The organism is Acinetobacter sp. CIP 53.82 (genome assembly GCF_000369465.1).
Lineage (GTDB): Bacteria > Pseudomonadota > Gammaproteobacteria > Pseudomonadales > Moraxellaceae > Acinetobacter > Acinetobacter indicus.
In genome coordinates this window covers 15,804-35,116 of the sequence record NZ_KB850045.1, presented here as the reverse complement: position 1 = coordinate 35,116, position 19,313 = coordinate 15,804, and the positions used below count along the sequence as shown (strand labels likewise).

Here is a 19,313-nt window from a genome sequence, read left to right as displayed (position 1 = left end):
TTATAGGTCTACTTAGTATGTACCCAATTAAATCTCACACTTCAGGCTTTAGCCTGTTTGAACTCATTGTGGTGATGGCAATCATTGGCATCATTAGTGCGATTGCTTTGCCTCATTTTCAGCAATATCTGGCCCAGCAAGAAGCCAAGCGCATCCGTTATTTACTGCAATATAGTATTAACCTGGCCAAATCCCAAGCGCTCACCTATCGCGCCAATATTGTAATTTGTCCGAGTGCCGATCTGCAGCAATGTCAGAATAATCAATGGAACAATGGCTTTATTATTTTTATCGATCATAACCGCAACCGCAGCCTCGATTCTGGTGAATCCATTGTCTTAACCGAAAAGACCCGCCTGAAATACGGTAACCTGGAATGGAAAGGCGCCCTGTCTCTGCCCAGTCTCAGATTTAACGCTCAGCAGGGTTTACCTTTAGGCTCTAATGGCAGTTTTTATTATTGTTCAGGTTTTACCCCCAATCAGCGTATTTTCCTCAGTAATCGTGGTTTTCTACGCATAGAATTTCCCAATAGCTGCTAAAACTTATGCGTCTAAAGATGTATGAAAATTACGCTTTATTCTGTGGATTTTTCCCCTATACTGCTAGGGCTTAAGCTCAAAATAAATATTGAATTGATTAGAAACAGATTGGAGATACAACGATGACGGATATCGTAATTGTTAATGGTGCACGGACAGCAATGGGTGGTTTTCAGGGTAGTCTTGCCAGTTTAACCGCACCCGACTTAGGTGCAGCCACCATTCAAGCCGCTATTTCTCGTGCTGGCTTACAACCGACCGATATCGAAGAAGTCATTATGGGCTGTGTTTTACCGGCCGGCTTAAAACAGGGTCCTGCACGTCAAGCCATGCGTAAGGCAGGCTTACCGGATTCAACCGGTGCTGTAACCATTAACAAACTGTGTGGTTCAGGCATGAAAGCGGTCATGCAAGCCGCAGATATGATTAAAGCCGGTTCAGCAACTTACGTGGTTGCAGGTGGTATGGAATCAATGACCAATGCGCCGTATATCCTGCCAAAAGCACGCGGCGGTTTCCGTATGGGCCATGGTGAAGTCAAAGACCATATGTTCCTAGATGGCCTTGAAGATGCAGAAACCGGCCGTTTAATGGGTTCTTTTGCACAGGACATGGCCAATACCAAAGGTTATACCCGCGAACAAATGGATGACTTTGCTATTCGTTCATTAAAACGTGCACAAACTGCAGTGAATGAAGGTTATTTTACCGATGAAATCGTGCCTGTAACGGTGTCTACCCGTAAAGGCGATGTCGTGGTCGATAAAGATGAACAACCATTCAACGCCAATATTGAAAAAATTCCAACACTACGCCCAGCGTTTGCTAAAGATGGCACCATTACTGCGGCCAATGCCAGCTCTATTTCGGATGGTGCATCTGCACTTGTATTAACCTCAGCAGACAACGCTGCAGCAAAAGGTTTACAACCGCTAGCCAAGCTGATTGCCTATGCTTCGAATTCACAGCATCCATCTGAATTTACCATTGCGCCAGTCGGTGCAATTCAAAAAGTTCTGGATAAAACCGGCTGGACGGTTGCAGATGTGGATCTGTGGGAAATCAATGAAGCTTTTGCCATGGTGACTATGTGTCCAATGGACGAGTTCAAACTGGACCCAGAAAAAGTCAACATCAATGGCGGTGCCTGTGCACTTGGTCACCCAGTTGGTTCGACCGGTTCACGTATTATTTTAACCCTGATTCATGCCCTGAAACGTACCGGTGGCAAGCGTGGTATCGCCGCCCTATGTATCGGTGGCGGTGAAGCAACTGCTGTGGCGATTGAGTTAATTTAATCTTTTAAACCCCTCTTTACCTTGCACTTCGTTAAAAGCAATACTTTTAATTTGTTCAGGGTTTAGGGAGATTTAATTCAGTCAATCCTCCCCTAGCCCCTCCTTTATTAAAGGAGGGGGATTTTAAAAGACAAAAATAAAAAGCCTTCACTTGGAGGCTTTTTATCATCACAATTAAAGTAACCGTTTAAATTTTAATACTTAAAGAATTTCTTTACGCAGTTGTTCCGGTGACTTCATCGACAATAAACCTGGTGCAACATCAAATGCGGTTTTCGCACCATACTGACCCATCTGGTTCATGCGGTAACACGCACGTGCATAAGCCACCAGTACGCTTGCGGTGAACTCAGGATTACTCTCCAGTTTTAAAGAGAATTCCATGACTTGATTATGGGCATCGCTGGTATTGCCACTGCGAATCACGAATCCACCATGTGGCATACGATTGTGTTCATTACGAAGAGTTTCTTCATCAATGAAGTTTACCGTTGTATTGTAGTCCGCAAAATAATCCGGCATGGTCACAATGGCCTGTTCAACCTTGGCTGCGTCTGCACCCCCTTCAAGTACCACATAGCACTCACGCGTATGCTTATCTCGGGTGCTTAACTCTGGACGTGAACCACTACGCACCTTGTCCATCGCATCGGTGGAGGGAATGGTATATTGCACACCCGCTTTCACACCCTCAACACGACGAATCGCATCTGAGTGACCCTGACTCAAACCTTTACCCCAGAAGGTATAGGTTTCACCGTCTGGAAGTAATGCTTCACCGAACAAACGATTGATAGAGAACATACCCGGGTCCCAGCCAATCGAAATCATGGCTGTTTTCTTGTTCGCAAGTGCTGGCGCATTTACAGCATCAAAGAACTCTGGAATACGTGCGTGTGTATCAAAGCTGTCGACAGTATTAAATTTACTTGCTAATTCAGGGGTCTGTTTAGGCAAATCATCTTTCGATCCACCACATAAAATCAGTACATCAATCTGATTCTGGAAGTCAACCAATGCATCCATATGAAAAACTTTGGTTTCAGTAAAGCAGGGTGAAACAGTTTCAGGCGCACGGCGAGTAAAAATACCCACAAGCTGTAAATCTGGATTCTTTTGAATGGCAGTTTCCACACCACGCCCTAAATTGCCATAACCAGCAATACCAATACGAATAGAATGTTGCATACAGACAAGTCACTTCAAGCTAATAGTTAAACTTTTCCAAATCAGATTCATAAAACGAAGATGATTGGGTGCTTCTTCTGTGGATTCAAGCCATGATTCAGCCTGCTCACAGAATGCACCATATTGTGCCACAATGTTGTATTTGCACCAAATTAAAGCAAAGTCAGTCGCGATGCTGATCTAAATCTATCGCATAAAAACAAAAAAACCTCCTGACGGAGGTTTTTCGCAACGGGTGAAATTAAGCACCCGTTTGATAACGTGCCTGAGCCACGGCCGTCGAAGCCTGATAAGGATGGGTAAAATCACCCAGACCGGCTGCCGCTTCCTGAATATCTTTACCTTCTTTAATCACGAAGGTATCGAAACCGGAACGCTTCATATAGTTCAGTACGTCTTTAAATACATCACCTGTTGCACGAAGTTCACCTTCAAAACCCTGACGGCGAAGCAGTGCAGCAAATGAATAACCACGACCATCATTAAAGCCAGCAAACTCAATAAAAATGGCATCGAGTTGATCTAACGGAAACTCATTGGTTTCAGGCGAAGCATCTACCGTTAAGTACAGCGCTTTTTTACCTGAAACATTAGCAAGTTGATCGAGCTGCTCAACCGTTAAAACCACATCACCTTGTGGTAACACGCCATCTTCACCAATAATTTGGTAAGTATTGTCTGCAATCGTGCCATCTTTAGAGAGCACTTGTAGTGCGGTATTAAGCATATGCACGCTCCTTAAATGGTTGAATGCCAACACGGCGATAGGTATCAATAAACTCTTCACCTTCCTGGCGCAGGTCAAGATAAGTATTTAAAATTTCTTCCACCACATCTGGCACTTTTTCCGCAGCAAATGATGGCCCTAAGATGTCACCGATTGAGGCATCATGATCAGCATTACCACCCAGGGTAATCTGGTAGAATTCCGCGCCTTTTTTATCAACACCTAAAATCCCGATGTTGCCGACATGGTGATGACCACAGGCATTCATACAACCGGAGATGTTCAGATCCAGTTTACCCAGGTTGTAAATGGTATCAAGGTCATCAAAACGGCGTGAAATCGCTTCAGAAATTGGAATTGATTTGGCATTGGCCAGCGAGCAGAAATCACCGCCTGGGCAGCAGATAATATCAGTCAAGAAACCAATGTGCGCACGCGCCAGATTGTGTTGATCCAGGGTTTGCCATAAGGCAAACAGGTCTTTTTGTGGTACATCTACCAGCGCAATATTCTGCTCGTGTGTAGTACGTAATTCACCGAAAGTGTACTGATCAGCCAGGTCGGCAATCAGGTTCATTTCTTCCGTGGTGACATCACCCGGGGCAATACCGGCACGTTTCAGTGAAATGGTGACAATACGGTAGCCTTTCACTTTGTGTGCATTGGTATTGATGTTAAACCATTGCTTGAACTTCGGATATTGTGCAAACAGCGCGGTGAAGTCCTCATCTGCATAGTCCTGATAATCGAATGGCGTAAAGTTCTCATCCATTTTTTTCAGGGTGTCTGCATCGACTTTTAAGGTTTTCACCGTATGTGCAAATTCAGCTTCAACTTTCTCGGCAAATACTTCTGACGTGAGTGCTTTTACCAGAATCTTGATACGTGCTTTATATTTGTTATCACGACGGCCGTGCAGGTTATAGACACGCAGCACTGCTTCCAAGTAAGCAATTAAGTCTTCACGTGGCAGCCATTCTTTAATCACTGCACCGATGATTGGGGTACGACCCAAACCACCGCCAACCATGATTTTATAGCCCATTTCGCCGGCTGCATTGCGTACAATATACACACCAATATCATGGAAAGCAGTTGCCGCACGGTCAATTTCTTCAAGTGCAGATACCGCAATCTTGAATTTACGTGGCAAGAAGGCAAATTCTGGATGGAAAGTCGACCATTGACGGATCAGCTCACAGGTCGGACGCGGATCGGCAATTTCACCAGCGACCACACCGGCATACTGGTCCGTGGTGGTATTCCGGATACAGTTACCTGAGGTTTGAATCGCGTGCATCTGAACTGTGGCCAGTTCAGCCAGCATATCTGGCACGTTTTCTAGTGCAGGCCAGTTAAACTGAATATTTTGACGTGTTGAAACGTGGGCATAACCACGGTCATAGGCCTTGGCCAAGGCAGCGACTTTACGCAGCTGGGTCGAGCTCATTAAACCATAAGGCACGGCAATACGTAACATTGGCGCATAGCGCTGTACATATAAACCATTTTGGAGACGAAGTGGACGATATTCATCTTCTGTCAATTTGCCCACTAAATAACGTTCCGTCTGGTCACGGAACTGCGCAACACGTTCATTAATCAGTTGCTGATCGAAATCAGTATATAAATACATGGCGTACAGCTAGTAGTTTCATTATAACGACCGACAGGATAGCGACATTTTATCTATCAACAAAATGCGTTTTTTACATATTTCATAGCGATTTTATTGATAAGTCAGCTGGACTTGCGCTGTAAGCAAGCCTTTGCAGCCATTCATTATTATTTTCTGGATCTTTCATTATTTTTTGCGTTATTTAGCATTTTTTTTCATAAGATGTTTATCCTCACTTTTGGGTCTGGATAAACATCTTATATTGGCTGATAAACCTCTTTTATAGACCGGCGCGTTACCAGTTCCCCTGCCCCAAACCTTGGCCACGGAAATCATAACGAGCTTTGGAGCGCGAGAATTTAATCGGGCAGGCCAACTGCGCTTCAGTGTCTGGGCTGTCCTGTTCCAGTGGCACTTGAACCACCCATTCGCGTTGCTGGGCCAGTGGTGAATGCAGTGCTTCTTCTAAATACAGCACCGGTTCGACACAAACATCCTGCTCGGCAAATATTTGCTGCCATTCTACCCAGCTTTTGGATTGAATTTTATTGCCAATGGCCTGTTTCACCGCCTGCCGGTCGTCTGAATCAAAAGAACTTCCTTTTTCCACAATTAGTGGCAACTCCAGGACCGCGGCCAGACCTTGCATAAATTGTGGCTCCAAACCACCGATCGAAAGATAGCGGCCATCTGAGGTACGATAATAGTCATAAAAAATCGCGCCATTTAAATGGCCAGCTTCGGGACGCTGCGGCTCCTGTCCGGCCAGGCTGGCTGCCGCAGCCATATTGTTTAAGGCCGCCACACAGTCAGTCATGGAAATATCAATATATTGTCCCTGTCCGCTGCTTTGCCGTTCAATGACGGCGGCCAATATACCGACCAGCGCATGTAGTGAGCCACCTGCAACATCAGCAATCTGAATGCCCATTGGCGGTGGCCCAGACTGTGCCCGGCCACTATGCCCGGCAATACCGGAAAGCGCTAAATAATTGATATCATGTCCAGCCTTGGCCTGATAAGGACCGCTTTGTCCATAGCCGGTAATGGAACAATAAATCAGTCCGGGATGAATTTCTGCCAATGTGGCATAATCCAGCCCCAAACGCTGCATTACCCCAGGGCGAAACTGCTCAACCACAATATCGTAATCTTTAATTTTGGCTTTAATTTGTGCAATGCTGTCGGGGTCTTTTAAATCCAGCGTCACCGACTGTTTATTGCGGTTCAGGTAACTGTGCGAAGTCGCCTGGCCATTGGCATAGGGCGGAAATAGCCGGACCAGATCGGGACGGTTCGGTGATTCAATATGCACCACTTCTGCGCCTAAATCGGCCAGATAAAGCGTGGCAAATGGTCCGGGTAACAAGGTGGAAAAATCTAAAACTTTGAGTCCGTTTAAAGCGTATGACATTGGAGTTTTTACTCTATTTGTGTTGATTTTTTCATCATCTTAGAAATATAAAAGCATAAACACAATGTCATGTTCAGCCATTTACCTTGATCATTTCGGCAATTTAATATGTGAAAATGGCAAAACAACTCAAGTAAATTGCCAAAAACTTTATTTTTAATGTCATTTAGGTCAAACATACGTGATTACCAAAGACAAAGAGTCAGAAGGCTTTAATATGAGCCGCGATACCATCAGTATCCACTTCGTAAATGCGGCTCTAACCGGTGTCAAACGCCTTGGCATGGACGTCGAGACCTTATTATCACACGTGGGTATTGAGGCCGAGCTGTTACGCCAGCCCAAAGCGCGAATCTCGCCAGAACAATATACCCGTTTTATTAAAATGCTGTGGATGGTGACTCAGGACGAGCACATCGGCTTTGATGTTCAAGGCCGCCGCTTAGGTACTTTTGCCATCATGTGCCAGCTGATCATCCATGCCAAAACCTTGGGTGATGCCTTAGAACTGTCCTCCCAGTTCTATAAACTGTTTGGCGATGAATGGTCGGTGACGCTGGAACGTGACAAACACGAAGCCCGTCTGGTGCCGTTAATTCCTAAGAGCATGGACCCGGACCACTTTATTACTGAAAGTATGCTGATGATCTGGCATGGTCTGGCATCGTGGTTAATTGAACGCCGTCTGCCGCTGGAACGTGTCCACTTTGGTTATGAGCGCCCTGCCCATGCCGATGAATATGATGCGCTGTTCTTCGCCCCAGTGATGCAGTTTGATATGCCGCGTACCGAAATTACCTTTGCGGCCGACTATCTGGACTTGCCAATTCGCCAGAATGAAGAAACCCTGGAAGAATTCCTGAAAGCGGCACCGGCACAGTTATTAGTGAAATTCAAAAATACCAACTCTTTAACTTCACGAATTCGTGATGTCCTGAAGAGCCAGATTGGCGAAGAAATGCCAACCTTGAATGATGTTGCCTCAATGCTGTATCTGTCGCCGCAAACCCTGCGCCGCCGTCTGGCAGCCGAAGGTAAAAGCTATCAGGGCGTCAAAGATGCCTTACGTCGTGATGCCGCGATTCACCTGTTGCTGAATCCGGAACTGACGCTAGAAGATGTAGCGCAACAGGTCGGCTTTAGTGAAACCAGTACCTTCCACCGTGCCTTTAAAAAATGGACTGGAGTGACACCAGGGCTATATCGCCAGTTACACGGTTATCACTAAACATTTTTTAGACAACGTCTTTTCAGGTTTGATCTTCCTCTCCGCCCTCACCGCCAAGTGAGGGCTTTTTTTATTGGCGAAAAGCATCATCTGACCTCGCCCGTTCTCGTCATTGCACTTCATCAATTAATCATTACACTCAAAAAGCATAACAATTTAAAACTCATCAAAGGGATAGCACATGAGCGAGGCTTATATTATTGATGCCATTCGCACACCACGCGGAAAAGGAAAAAAAGATGGTTCACTCTATGAAGTGAAACCAATCAGTCTGGTCACCACCCTGTTGCGTGAATTAGAACAGCGCCATCAGCTGGATACTGCCCAGGTCGATGATATTGTGCTGGGCTGCGTCACACCGGTCGGTGATCAGGGTGCCGATATTGCCAAAACAGCAGCGATTGCTGCCGGCTGGAACAATGATGTGGCAGGTGTGCAGATCAACCGTTTCTGTGCCTCCGGTCTAGAAGCCGTGAACTTGGCCGCGCAAAAAGTCCGCTCTGGCTGGGAAGATCTGGTCGTCGCCGGTGGAGTGGAGTCAATGTCCCGCGTACCAATGGGTTCAGATGGCGGCCCGTGGGCGCTGGACCCGGAAACCAACATGGCCTCGGAATTTGTCCCGCAAGGCATTGGTGCCGATTTAATTGCCAGCATTGATGGCTATAGCCGCGCCGATGTCGATGCCTTTGCCGAGCAGTCACAAAAGAAAGCCGCGGCTGCACAGGCCAATGGTCATTTTGAGCGTTCAATTGTGCCGGTCAAGGACAAAGCCGGTGTTGTAATTCTAGCCAAAGATGAATTTATTAAGCCGAATACCACCGCGGAAGGCCTGGCCAAACTCAATCCAAGTTTTGAAATGATGGGACAGATGGGTTTTGATGCCATCGCCCTGCAAAAATATCCTGAAGTCGAGAAAATTCAGCATGTGCATCATGCTGGTAACTCCTCCGGTATTGTCGATGGTGCCGCGCTGGTGTTACTGGCCTCGGAAAAAGCCGTGCAGGAACAGGGTTTGAAACCACGCGCCAAAGTGCTGGCCACAGCACTGGTTGGTGCTGACCCGACCATCATGCTCACCGGTCCTGCACCGGCAGCCCGTAAAGCTCTGGCCAAAGCTGGCTTAAGCATTGAGGACATTGACCTGTTTGAAGTCAATGAAGCTTTTGCGGCGGTGGTCATGCGGTTTATTAACGAGATGCAGGTCGATCCGGCCAAAGTCAATGTCAACGGCGGTGCAATTGCCATGGGTCATCCACTCGGGGCCACCGGTGCCATGATTTTAGGCACCCTGCTGGATGAGCTGGAACGTCAGGGCAAAAAACGTGGTCTGGCCACCTTATGTGTCGGTGGCGGTATGGGCATTGCCACCATTATTGAACTGGTTTAAGGAGGAACCGCATGAGCGCTATTCAATTCGAAAAAAACGCCGACAATATTGTAATCTTAACGCTAGACTCGCCAAACCAGTCCGCCAACACCATGAATGCAGATTTCCGTGCAGCTTTGGCGGAAACCGTGGAAAAACTCAAAGCCGATGAACAGATTGCCGGGATTATCTTCCGTTCGGCCAAAAAAACCTTCTTTGCCGGCGGTGATCTCGATGAACTGATTCAAGCCCAGCCGGAACAGGCCAGCGATTTTTTCCAGATGGTGGAAGGCATGAAAGCCCAGCTGCGTTATATCGAAACACGTGGTATTCCGGTGGTGGCTGCCTTAAATGGCACAGCACTCGGCGGTGGCTGGGAACTGGCGCTAGGCTGCCATCACCGCATTGCTTTAAATGATCCGAAAACCAGATTCGGTTTACCGGAAGTGACTTTAGGTTTGCTGCCAGGTGGTGGCGGCATCGTGCGGATGGTACGCCTGCTCGGCCTGCAAACTGCTTTTCTATTTTTAATCGAAGGCAAACAGTTTGGGGTAGAAAAAGCTCTGTCTTTGGGCTTGATCCATGACACGGCCGACTCAGCAGATGAAATGCTGCAAAAAGCCATCGACTGGATTCAGGCACATCCGAAATCACAGCAACCGTTTGATGTAAAAGGCTATAAAATTCCGGGTGGTGATCCGAAACATCCGGCTGTGGCGCAGATGCTGGCGATTGCTCCGGCGATTTTATGTGACAAGACCAAAGGCTGTTATCCGGCACCGGAAGCGATTATGTCGGCTGCGGTCGAAGGCGCGCAGGTCGATGTCGATACCGCACTGACCATTGAATCACGTTATTTTACCTATCTGGCGACAGGTCAGGTCTCTAAAAATATGATTGGCACCTTCTGGCACGGCCTGAATGCCATTAAATCCGGCGCCAGCCGCCCACAGGATATTCCGCAGTGGCAGGCGAAAAAAGTCGGTATTTTAGGTGCCGGGATGATGGGTGCCGGAATCGCCTATGCCGCAGCCATTAAAGGCATTGCAGTCATCCTAAAAGATGTTGCTATAGAAAATGCCGAAAAAGGCAAAGCCTACAGCCAGAAACTGCTGGATAAAAAAGTTGCTCAAGGGCGGATGACTGCAGAAAAACGTGACCAGATTCTGGCACGCCTTACCCCAACGGCCTCAACCGCAGATCTGGCTGGTTGTGACCTGATCATTGAAGCGGTGTTTGAAAATCAGCAATTAAAAGCACAGGTGACCCAGGAAGCCGAAGGCTATCTGGCTGCCGATGGCGTGATGGCCTCTAATACTTCGACCCTGCCCATTAGCGGTCTGGCGCAAGCCGCGAAAGATCAAAGCCGTTTTATTGGCCTGCATTTCTTTAGTCCGGTCGATAAGATGCAACTGGTTGAAATTATTAAAGGCCAGAACACCAATCGTGAAACCGTGGCCAAGGCCTATGACTTTGTCCAGCAGATTGGCAAGACGCCTATTGTGGTCAATGACAGTCGTGGTTTCTTTACCAGCCGTGTGTTTGGTACCTTTGTGCAGGAAGGTCTGCGTATGCTGGCAGAGGGCATCCATCCGGCCAAAATTGAAATGGCCGCGCTCAAAGCCGGGATGCCTGTTGGACCGCTGGCGATTCAGGATGAAGTCTCGCTGACCTTATCCGAGCATGTCGCGGCAGAAACCCGCAAAGCCTTGCAGGCGGAAGGCAAAGAACGCCCACGCTCAGGTGCAGATGAAGTCATTGAAACCATGATCCATCAGTTTAACCGTAAAGGTAAAGCAGCCGGCGCCGGGTTCTATGACTATCCTGAAGGTGGCAAAAAATCGCTCTGGGAAGGCCTCAGTTACTGGAAAAAAGAGCAGACTGTCGATGAGCAGGAACTGATTGACCGCTTCCTGTTTGTCCAATCGCTGGATACTTTGCGCTGTCTGGAAGAAGGCGTGCTGGAATCGGTGGTAGATGGTAACGTTGGCTCGATTTTCGGGATTGGTTTTGCCCCGTGGACAGGTGGTGCCCTGCAGTTCCTGAATCAATATGGACTAAAAGATGCGTTAAACCGAGCACAAGCTCTGGAACAACGCTATGGTGAGCGTTTTGCCCCACCGCAGTTATTGAAAGATAAAGTCGCGCAAGGCGAACAAATTTAAACCCATCCATCTGGGTAGCATTCAAGAGGCCTTTAGGGCCTCTTGTCTGTTCTGGCGACAGTATTGAGCCGCGCCTCGGCGCAAGGAAAGCATTTTCTTGGCTTGGACTTTGAAATAATTATGTTATAAAGTTTCAACAGATTCAGTTTTCTTTTTATCCAATTGGGCAGTTTGTTATGACCGACCACTCATCTCCAGAAAAATCTCCTTGGGGTTGGAAAGCACTTATTATTTTCTCGGTTTTAGGTGCGTTATTTCTTGGCCTGTTCTATCTTGCCGTGAGCAATGAACCGGACTATATGCCAAGCCAGCAGAATAAACACAACACCCAGCAACATGCGTTTAAAAATGCGCCTGCCATGTCTGAAGAGGCTTTGGCCAAAGCTCAGGCTGACCGCGAAGCGCGTGAAGCTCGTGCGGCGGCCAGCGCAGAACAGCATCAGATGACCGAAGCGGAATACGCTGCCATGGATGAAAGCCATAGCGATACCACGGGACACGGTCACTAATCAGCAAATATTAAAAAAGCGGACTTCACGTCCGCTTTTTTATTGGATGCAGATTGCTATTTTTCTTCAGTTGGGTGCAGTTCACGGCGCATCCGAATATGCGGAATGCCACAGTCCAGATATTCCTCACCTTCGACCTGAAAACCAAGCTGCTGATAAAAACCGGTGGCATAGACTTGTGCTGATAACACCAGAAAAGGACGCTGCTCCTGCTGGGCCTGCTGAATAATGGCTTCCATCACTTTCTTGCCCAGACCTAAACCTCTGTAAGACTTTAAGACCGCAACCCGGCCAATGCTATGGTTGGAGAGCAAACGTGCGGTAGCGATTGGCTGCTGCTGTGCATACGCGACAAAATGTAGCGCTACTGCATCCTCCTGATCCCATTCATCTTCCGGGGCAATTGCCTGCTCCTGAATAAAAACCGCTTCACGAATTACTTTGGCATCGGCCTGCAAGTCCTGCCAGCTGCCGGCATGAATACTGATCTGGCTCATTGTTTTATCCTTAACATTTACGTCCGATATCCTGCTGGTCCCACTGATCATTCAGCAATAGCTCCAGCGAATGTTTCTGAATGCCATAGAGTTCTTTTAAGGCCTGAATCTGGGCCAGCACTGCCACATCTGGCGCAGTATAGTCTTTGCGTTTGGTGGCCAGAATCATCTTGTTTTTGCTGGTATGTTCCAGTGACACAAACTCAAACACCTTGGTCTCATAGCCATAGGCTTTCAGCAATAAGGCCCGGATGGTATCGGTGAGCATTTCCGCCTGCTGTCCGGCATGAATTCCAAAGTGCAGCATCGGTTGCAAAACGCTTGGGCTTTGTAATTGTGGACGTAACTCTTTATGACAACACGGCGCACACATAATCATTTGTGCATTCAGGCGAATGCCGGTGTGAATGGCAAAGTCGGTGGCGACATCACAGGCATGCAAGGCAATCATCACATCGAGCTGTTCCGGGGCATAGGTACGGACATCGCCCTGGAAAAAGTCCAGTTGCTGAAAGCCGGAATCTTGCGCCACCTGCTGGCAGAACGCGACCATTTTCGGATTCAGTTCCACACCGGTCACATACGGCGTCTGCTGATGCTTGGCCAGATAGTCATACAGGGCAAAAGTTAAATAGCCTTTGCCAGAACCAAAATCGACAATATGCAAAGGCTGATCTTGAGTGTTGAGCTGCTCCACTGCCCCGGAGAAAATTTCCACAAATTTATTAATCTGTTTCCATTTTCGCGCCATGCTCGGAATGATCTGGCCGTGCTGATCGGTAATGCTTAAATGCTGCAAAAATGGGCTGTCCTGTTCGACATAACGCTGTTTGCTGCGGTCATGACCTTGCGTAACAGTTGCCGGTGCAACCTCAGCTTTTTTCTTGTTCACCATCAGTATGGCTTTTTTCTTGTTCTTTTTCAGCTGCAGGTCTTCATCTCGCGTCAATAAATTGGCCTGTTTGCAGCAGCCTAGCAGCGCGCTGACCTGAGCCACAGCCTCAGATAAAGGATAGTTTTTGGTAACATCCTGGGTTTTATATCGGTACACACAGTTCAGTACAGCTTCATTTTGCAAAGAAATGACCCGGAAGGTCATTTTTTCCAGCTGTTCAAGTTCGCCTTTGTACTGACTCAGAATTAAACGCTCAAAACGCTGTGTTTCAATGGCTTGCTGAAACGTATCTAGAAATTGTTGTTCCGGATTGGGAGAAGTCGCCAATTGAGACATGAGTAAAACCTGAAATGAATTGCAGCTAAAGTGTAAAGCGTCTTACGCGAAATGCAAAATTGAATTACTATACATTCGTATATTTTAATTATAACGATCCCACGCTTATGAATGCACCCTTGGCACCCGACTACGATCCGGTTGAAGAACGAATGAACTTCATCAGCCATGCCATAGGCGCGGCTTTGGCGCTGGTGGCCGGTATTTTTTTAGTGATTAAAGGCAGTTATTTAAGTATTGGCCCTTGGATCGGGCTGTGGGTCTATGCGCTGAGTATGTTCCTATTGTTTTCGGCGTCCAGTCTGTACCATTATGCCGACAGCCCACAGCGCCGCGGCTGGTATAAAAAGCTCGATCACACCGCCATCTATTATTTAATTGCCGGCACCTATACCCCTTTTCTGTCTATCGCCATTCCTACTGCCAAAGCGCAATATCTGTTAATTGCACTGTGGATTATTGCCCTGATTGGCACTGTATTTAAGCTGGTGTTCATCAACCGATTTCAGAAAATTTCACTGATTGCCTATCTGGTAATGGGCTGGTTAGCACTTCTGGTGATTGATGATATGCAACGCTTTTTAAGTCCACCTGCGCTAACTTTTTTATTGATTGGTGGAATTTCTTATACGATTGGTGCATTGTTTTATGCGTTAAAACGGGTAAGATACACACACGCTATCTGGCATATTTTTGTATTGATCGGGGCAGGATCACATTTTCTGTCTATCTATCTGTACGTGATTTAATTGTTTTGATTCTCCATTTCAGTGACCCTGAGCGCGTTGAATCGAAACGATTGCCGTTGTTTTTTTAAGAAATTACGCCTTTTTTAAAAAGATTACGCTTGTAAAACTAATTTTTTATTTTTAATAAGTGTAAGGTCATTCATGGCGTCATCAACTTCTGCTGCAATCAATGAAGAAGCAGCACCAACGAACTCAAAATTTCGTGTCCTCACCGCGAGTCTGGTAGGCACTACCATCGAATTCTTCGATTTTTATATTTATGCGACTGCTGCGGTCATTATTTTCCCGTACCTGTTCTTCCCGACCAGTACCGATCCAATGACCGCCACCATTCAGTCTCTGGCCACCTTTGCCATTGCCTTTATTGCCCGCCCGATTGGCGCGGCACTGTTTGGTCACCTCGGTGACCGTATTGGGCGTAAAGCCACCCTGGTCGCTGCGCTGCTGACCATGGGGATTTCCACTGTAGCTATTGGCCTGTTACCCACCTATACACAAATCGGCATTGCCGCACCGTTACTGCTGGCCCTGTGCCGTTTAGGTCAGGGGCTGGGCTTGGGCGGTGAATGGTCAGGTGCGGTTTTACTGGCCACCGAAAATGCACCGGAAGGCAAACGTGCCTGGTACGGCATGTTCCCGCAACTGGGGGCTCCAATTGGTTTTATTCTGGCCACCGGCTCCTTCCTGTTGTTGGGTGCGTTCATGAGCGAAGAAGCATTCATGAGCTGGGGCTGGCGTATTCCCTTTATTTCCAGTGCCTTACTGGTAATTGTTGGTCTGTGGATTCGTTTAAAACTGCATGAGACACCGGCTTTCCAGAATGTTTTAAACAAACAGAAAGAAGTGAATGTACCGTTTAAAGAAGTCATGACCAAACATTGGGGCATGCTGATTTTAGGCACCATTGCCGCGATCTGTACGTTCGTGGTGTTCTATCTGACCACGGTATTCGCGCTCAACTGGGGCACCACCCAGCTCGGTTATAGCCGCGCCGACTTCCTGGAATTACAGCTGATTGCTACCCTGTGCTTTGCAGCGTTTATTCCACTCTCAGCGATTTTGGCAGAAAAATTTGGCCGTAAAGCCACGTCTATTGGTGTGTGTGTTGTATCGGCGCTCTTTGGTCTGGTTTTTGCCAGTATGCTGGAATCCGGCAATACCTTGGTGGTGTTCCTGTTCCTGTGTATTGGTCTGGCGATTATGGGGCTGACCTATGGTCCAATTGGGACCGTCCTGTCAGAGATTTTCCCGACTTCGGTGCGTTATACCGGTTCTGCCTTGACCTTTAACCTGGCCGGTATTTTCGGTGCCTCTTTTGCACCGCTGATTGCCACCAAACTGGCGACCGAATATGGTCTGGCTGCCGTGGGTTATTACCTGACAGCTGCATCTATCTTGTCACTTCTGGCCTTCTTAGCGATTCGTGAAACCAAGCATGATGATGTCAACAACCAGATTTAAAACATTCATCTGACTGAAAAAACCAGCGTAGATAACGCTGGTTTTTTATTTGTGATGCAAAATCATACACAAACACACTATTGCATCTGGCCAAGTTTAGAAACAATAAAAGCTTATCCCCCGCCAGCAGGTCATTGTATGGATCGTCTGATTGAAACCCTTCGGGAAGAACAACTGGTGAAAGTTATTTTGTTGCTGGATGATGGCAAACGCCATGAAGCGGTGCAATACCTCCGCACAGACAGTCATTTGACTGAAGCAGAAGCCCAGCAGCTGATTGATGAACTGATTCGCCAGCACGGTCTGGCCATGGATGCCTCCAAGGGTGAATGTGCCCCCAAACCGATAGACGACATCAGCACACCTTATTTTGATACTGAAGATCCACCGCGCCCGCAGCTACATACCGAAGCACAAGCCCCGGTCGAAACAGCGGCAAATGGCATTGAAGATTTAAACCGGAACAATCACCGCCTGAATATCGGGGTATTGGTCCTGATTGGCGTCGTGATTCTGATTGCCTTGCTGTGGTGGGTCTTTTAAAATACCCCCTTTGGCATTAGCAGAGTTCAATAATATCAATGGTCGGTGGTACCCGGAAACGAAATGGCACACCCACCATTCCGGTACCGACAGTGACAAACACATCGGCATGTTCATGCCGGTACAGGCCTTTTTTATGGCCGACAATAGATACGCGTTTCATTACATAATCGGTCAGCCACGGCAATTCCACCTGACCGCCATGGGTATGCCCCGACAGCATTAAGGGATGGGTCGGCAATTTTGGCACCATATCAACCGTATCAGGGTTATGCGACAAAATCAGCCACGGCTTGTCTTGCGGTAAATCCGGCATATAGCGCATATCGGTACGGCCGGACCATAAGTCACCAATCCCAATCAGGCGAAACTCGTCAAATTCGACAATCTTCCCTTCAATATCAATCACATGATTGACCTCAAGCGCATGTTTGAGCAGTTCCTGAATCGGCGGTCCGGGATACTGTTCATCATGATTGCCGGTCACGGAATAAATTGGCGCTTTAATCTCTTTTAGTATTGCCAGTTCATCGGCCAGTTTATTTTCCGGCTCATAGGTCCAGTCACCTGCCACCAGCACCATTTCCGGTTCTTCCTGGTTAATCTTGGCGACAATCTGCTTGAGCTGGCGTTCATGCCCGGAAAACAGACCAATGTGCAGGTCGGCAATCAGGGCAATTCGGACCGGGCGTTGTAGCGGCTGATCGGGCAGCATCTGATAGCGGGTGGTTTTGACCAAAATCAGATGCGGTTCAATAAAACGCGCATAGACCAGCACACCACTGACCAGCCCGATAAAAATGGCTTCATGCAAGGAGTAATAGCCAATCCAGCCGGCATAAATACTAAAGAAAAACAGCGGAATTAATAAGTAAGACAGATAAAAGGCCAGCAGATGCACAAAGGCTTTAAAGGGATGAATCGTTTCTGTATTGGCCTGACTGCGCCATGCCTGCGACACAGCCCAAACTGCCAGTATGGCCAAGCCGATATAGAAATACAGTATAATTGATTGGCTATCCCACATAGTTATGCCCGACTCTCCCCCGGCGACTAAATTCGTCCGTTCTTATATTTATCTTTTCACAGCTGGCAATTATACTCAAACCAAATTTTGGACTTGTTTTAGACAATATGATACATCCTGACAAATTTAATTTGCAATCAAATACATACGCGAGAAGCTCTGCATCTGCTTCTACCGCGGCCATGCTGTTGAGTTGCAGTTTAGTGTTGGGAGTCAGTGGCTGTTCAACCCTGCCCAAACAGATTGAATATCCGGTTCAAATGGCCTTTGAAACGCCAACCGAGCATACCCATCTGGCCCAGGTTGTATTGCCGCTGCGTGAAAAAAATCCGCAGCTGACCGGTTATCGGGTACTGTACGATCCGCTGGAAGCCCTGTCAGCACGCTTGTATTTAATTGATAAGGCAGAAGAAACCCTAGACCTGCAATATTATATCTGGGACAACGACAAAATCGGGGCGCTGGCACTACATTCAATTATTCGCGCGGCTGATCGCGGCGTGAAAGTGCGCTTGCTGGTCGATGATAACAATGCCAAGAAAATGGAAGGTATTTATCTGGCGCTGGACCAGCACAGCAATATCGACGTCAAGCTGTACAATCCGTACCGCTTCCGTAAATACCGCGCCATGGACATGGTGCTGGATTTAAAACGTATCAACCGGCGCATGCACAATAAAAGCTTTATTGCTGATAACCAGATTGCCCTGATTGGCGGGCGCAATATGAGTAACCAGTATTATAACGTCAGCGACAGCTATCAGTTTTCCGATGTCGATGTGATGCTGGTCGGTTCTGCCTCCGATGAAATCATTCACTCCTTTGATGAATACTGGAATGATGATTATGCCTATTCGGTCAAGCAGCTGGTCAATCCACAGCAGCATCATCTGCGTTATGAAAGCCTGAAACAGCAGCTCGAAGACCATTCTGCAGAAGTGGCGGTACAAAATTATCTTGATTTAGCCACACGCTCCCAAGCCATTGAACAGTGGTTTAACCACAAAATCCAGTTTGACTGGGTCAAAGCAGAAGTGGTGAAAGACTCGCCAAGCAAGATTAAAGACCGCGCACCCAAAGAAGAATTACTGAATTTCCAGCTGCTCAGTCATCTGGAAAAACCGACTGAAAGTGTGGATATTATTTCGGCCTATTTTGTGCCGGAAGAATCCGGGGCTGACCGCTTAAAACAGCTGGCCAATGACGGCGTACAGGTGCGGGTACTGACCAATTCCTATAAGGCCAATGACGTTCCGCTGGTACACGCGTTTTATGCCAAATACCGTCAGGACTTACTGGAAAATGATGTCGAGCTGTATGAGTTTTTATATGCACCCGAGGCCGAGCATCTGAACAGCAATACCGAAGAACTGTCGAAAAAAGCCAAAGTCAGCTTAAAAGGCCTGAGCCGTTCCAGCCTGCATGCCAAACTGATGGCACTGGATGAAAAACAGGTCTTTATTGGCTCTTTTAACTTTGACCCGCGCTCAGCCTATTTAAACAGTGAAATTGGGGTATTGCTCAACAGTCCAACGCTGGCAAAATCGGTGCATCAGACCATGGATGCCAATTTATCCAAATATGCCTACCGTCTGGTGCTGGATGCACAAAACAACATTAACTGGCGCGTCGTGAACAGCAAAGGCGAAGAACGCGTATTTGTTAAAGAACCGAAAATGAAATGGTATGAAAAAGCAGCCATGAAAATCATTTCCTGGCTGCCAATTGAAGGCTTTATGTAAGCCTGCAA

General features: G+C 47.3%; 17 protein-coding genes. 10 read left to right on the top strand and 7 right to left on the bottom strand.

Translation table 11 applies throughout. From position 1 onward, the window contains the following. The first annotated feature begins 17 nt into the window (after positions 1 to 17). Positions 18 to 542: a GspH/FimT family pseudopilin gene (locus F905_RS00640; protein ID WP_005175808.1), complete on the top strand. Its 525-nt coding sequence runs from the start codon at positions 18 to 20 to the stop codon at positions 540 to 542. Between the two features lie 122 nt (positions 543 to 664). Beyond that, on the top strand, positions 665 to 1,840 hold the full coding sequence (locus tag F905_RS00635; protein ID WP_005175806.1) for a thiolase family protein: 1,176 nt from the start codon (positions 665 to 667) through the stop codon (positions 1,838 to 1,840). 201 nt (positions 1,841 to 2,041) lie between these two features. Here F905_RS00635 and F905_RS00630 read toward each other — a convergent pair whose 3' ends face one another. The 4 genes from F905_RS00630 to F905_RS00615 all read right to left on the bottom strand — a co-directional run bounded on the left by F905_RS00630 (position 2,042) and on the right by F905_RS00615 (position 6,787). Further along, the gene (locus F905_RS00630; RefSeq protein WP_005175800.1) at positions 2,042 to 3,028 is read right to left on the bottom strand and encodes a diaminopimelate dehydrogenase; all 987 of its coding nucleotides are present in this window, start codon (positions 3,026 to 3,028) and stop codon (positions 2,042 to 2,044) included. Positions 3,029 to 3,269: 241 nt separating this feature from the next. Beyond that, positions 3,270 to 3,755 (bottom strand): DUF934 domain-containing protein, encoded by a 486-nt coding sequence (locus F905_RS00625; protein ID WP_005175797.1) that lies wholly within the window; start codon positions 3,753 to 3,755, stop codon positions 3,270 to 3,272. Then, on the bottom strand, positions 3,748 to 5,391 hold the full coding sequence (locus F905_RS00620; protein ID WP_005175794.1) for a nitrite/sulfite reductase: 1,644 nt from the start codon (positions 5,389 to 5,391) through the stop codon (positions 3,748 to 3,750). The genes F905_RS00625 and F905_RS00620 overlap by 8 nt, the downstream gene beginning before the upstream one ends. Positions 5,392 to 5,668: 277 nt before the next feature. Next, positions 5,669 to 6,787, bottom strand: a complete 1,119-nt coding sequence (locus tag F905_RS00615) for a CaiB/BaiF CoA transferase family protein (RefSeq protein WP_005175792.1) — start codon at positions 6,785 to 6,787, stop codon at positions 5,669 to 5,671. A 217-nt stretch (positions 6,788 to 7,004) separates the two neighbouring features. On the opposite strand from F905_RS00615, the gene F905_RS00610 reads away from it, so the two are divergent. The 4 genes from F905_RS00610 (at position 7,005) to F905_RS00595 (ending at position 12,055) form a co-directional block, all read left to right on the top strand. Further along, positions 7,005 to 8,015, top strand: coding sequence for an AraC family transcriptional regulator (locus tag F905_RS00610; RefSeq protein WP_034597576.1), 1,011 nt, complete (start codon positions 7,005 to 7,007; stop codon positions 8,013 to 8,015). Between the two features lie 181 nt (positions 8,016 to 8,196). Continuing rightward, positions 8,197 to 9,402 carry an acetyl-CoA C-acetyltransferase gene (locus F905_RS00605; protein ID WP_005175788.1) on the top strand — a complete coding sequence of 402 codons (1,206 nt, stop codon included), beginning with the start codon at positions 8,197 to 8,199 and terminating at the stop codon, positions 9,400 to 9,402. Positions 9,403 to 9,413: 11 nt separating this feature from the next. Beyond that, complete coding sequence (locus tag F905_RS00600; protein ID WP_005175786.1) at positions 9,414 to 11,546, top strand: 3-hydroxyacyl-CoA dehydrogenase NAD-binding domain-containing protein; 2,133 nt, start codon at positions 9,414 to 9,416, stop codon at positions 11,544 to 11,546. A 176-nt stretch (positions 11,547 to 11,722) separates the two neighbouring features. Next, complete coding sequence (locus tag F905_RS00595) at positions 11,723 to 12,055, top strand: hypothetical protein (RefSeq protein WP_005175784.1); 333 nt, start codon at positions 11,723 to 11,725, stop codon at positions 12,053 to 12,055. A gap of 56 nt (positions 12,056 to 12,111) precedes the next feature. Here F905_RS00595 and F905_RS00590 read toward each other — a convergent pair whose 3' ends face one another. Both F905_RS00590 and F905_RS00585 read right to left on the bottom strand, forming a co-directional pair. Continuing rightward, positions 12,112 to 12,552 (bottom strand): GNAT family N-acetyltransferase, encoded by a 441-nt coding sequence (locus F905_RS00590; protein WP_005175783.1) that lies wholly within the window; start codon positions 12,550 to 12,552, stop codon positions 12,112 to 12,114. A gap of 10 nt (positions 12,553 to 12,562) precedes the next feature. Next, positions 12,563 to 13,783 (bottom strand): class I SAM-dependent methyltransferase, encoded by a 1,221-nt coding sequence (locus F905_RS00585; protein WP_005175781.1) that lies wholly within the window; start codon positions 13,781 to 13,783, stop codon positions 12,563 to 12,565. Positions 13,784 to 13,890: 107 nt separating this feature from the next. Between F905_RS00585 and trhA the strand changes: the two genes are divergently transcribed. The 3 genes from trhA (at position 13,891) to F905_RS00570 (ending at position 16,536) form a co-directional block, all read left to right on the top strand. Continuing rightward, on the top strand, positions 13,891 to 14,532 hold the full coding sequence (gene trhA, locus F905_RS00580; RefSeq protein WP_005175777.1) for a PAQR family membrane homeostasis protein TrhA: 642 nt from the start codon (positions 13,891 to 13,893) through the stop codon (positions 14,530 to 14,532). Positions 14,533 to 14,673: 141 nt separating this feature from the next. Next, the gene (locus F905_RS00575) at positions 14,674 to 15,993 is read left to right on the top strand and encodes an MFS transporter (protein ID WP_005175775.1); all 1,320 of its coding nucleotides are present in this window, start codon (positions 14,674 to 14,676) and stop codon (positions 15,991 to 15,993) included. A gap of 138 nt (positions 15,994 to 16,131) precedes the next feature. Next, the gene (locus F905_RS00570; protein WP_005175774.1) at positions 16,132 to 16,536 is read left to right on the top strand and encodes a hypothetical protein; all 405 of its coding nucleotides are present in this window, start codon (positions 16,132 to 16,134) and stop codon (positions 16,534 to 16,536) included. A gap of 16 nt (positions 16,537 to 16,552) precedes the next feature. Here F905_RS00570 and F905_RS00565 read toward each other — a convergent pair whose 3' ends face one another. Further along, a complete protein-coding gene (locus F905_RS00565; protein ID WP_005175772.1) occupies positions 16,553 to 17,563 on the bottom strand; it encodes a metallophosphoesterase in 1,011 nt (336 codons plus the stop codon). A 107-nt stretch (positions 17,564 to 17,670) separates the two neighbouring features. Here F905_RS00565 and F905_RS00555 point away from each other — a divergent pair, with 107 nt between their 5' ends. Further along, the gene (locus F905_RS00555; protein ID WP_171065052.1) at positions 17,671 to 19,305 is read left to right on the top strand and encodes a phospholipase D family protein; all 1,635 of its coding nucleotides are present in this window, start codon (positions 17,671 to 17,673) and stop codon (positions 19,303 to 19,305) included. Positions 19,306 to 19,313 lie beyond the last annotated feature (8 nt).

Coding starts and splice junctions, on each gene's coding strand:
- F905_RS00640 (WP_005175808.1), top strand. CDS start 18: ATGTACCCAATTAAATCTCACACTTCAGGCTTTAGCCTGTTTGAACTC.
- F905_RS00635 (WP_005175806.1), top strand. CDS start 665: ATGACGGATATCGTAATTGTTAATGGTGCACGGACAGCAATGGGTGGT.
- F905_RS00630 (WP_005175800.1), bottom strand. CDS start 3,028: ATGCAACATTCTATTCGTATTGGTATTGCTGGTTATGGCAATTTAGGG.
- F905_RS00625 (WP_005175797.1), bottom strand. CDS start 3,755: ATGCTTAATACCGCACTACAAGTGCTCTCTAAAGATGGCACGATTGCA.
- F905_RS00620 (WP_005175794.1), bottom strand. CDS start 5,391: ATGTATTTATATACTGATTTCGATCAGCAACTGATTAATGAACGTGTT.
- F905_RS00615 (WP_005175792.1), bottom strand. CDS start 6,787: ATGTCATACGCTTTAAACGGACTCAAAGTTTTAGATTTTTCCACCTTG.
- F905_RS00610 (WP_034597576.1), top strand. CDS start 7,005: ATGAGCCGCGATACCATCAGTATCCACTTCGTAAATGCGGCTCTAACC.
- F905_RS00605 (WP_005175788.1), top strand. CDS start 8,197: ATGAGCGAGGCTTATATTATTGATGCCATTCGCACACCACGCGGAAAA.
- F905_RS00600 (WP_005175786.1), top strand. CDS start 9,414: ATGAGCGCTATTCAATTCGAAAAAAACGCCGACAATATTGTAATCTTA.
- F905_RS00595 (WP_005175784.1), top strand. CDS start 11,723: ATGACCGACCACTCATCTCCAGAAAAATCTCCTTGGGGTTGGAAAGCA.
- F905_RS00590 (WP_005175783.1), bottom strand. CDS start 12,552: ATGAGCCAGATCAGTATTCATGCCGGCAGCTGGCAGGACTTGCAGGCC.
- F905_RS00585 (WP_005175781.1), bottom strand. CDS start 13,783: ATGTCTCAATTGGCGACTTCTCCCAATCCGGAACAACAATTTCTAGAT.
- trhA (WP_005175777.1), top strand. CDS start 13,891: ATGAATGCACCCTTGGCACCCGACTACGATCCGGTTGAAGAACGAATG.
- F905_RS00575 (WP_005175775.1), top strand. CDS start 14,674: ATGGCGTCATCAACTTCTGCTGCAATCAATGAAGAAGCAGCACCAACG.
- F905_RS00570 (WP_005175774.1), top strand. CDS start 16,132: ATGGATCGTCTGATTGAAACCCTTCGGGAAGAACAACTGGTGAAAGTT.
- F905_RS00565 (WP_005175772.1), bottom strand. CDS start 17,563: ATGTGGGATAGCCAATCAATTATACTGTATTTCTATATCGGCTTGGCC.
- F905_RS00555 (WP_171065052.1), top strand. CDS start 17,671: ATGATACATCCTGACAAATTTAATTTGCAATCAAATACATACGCGAGA.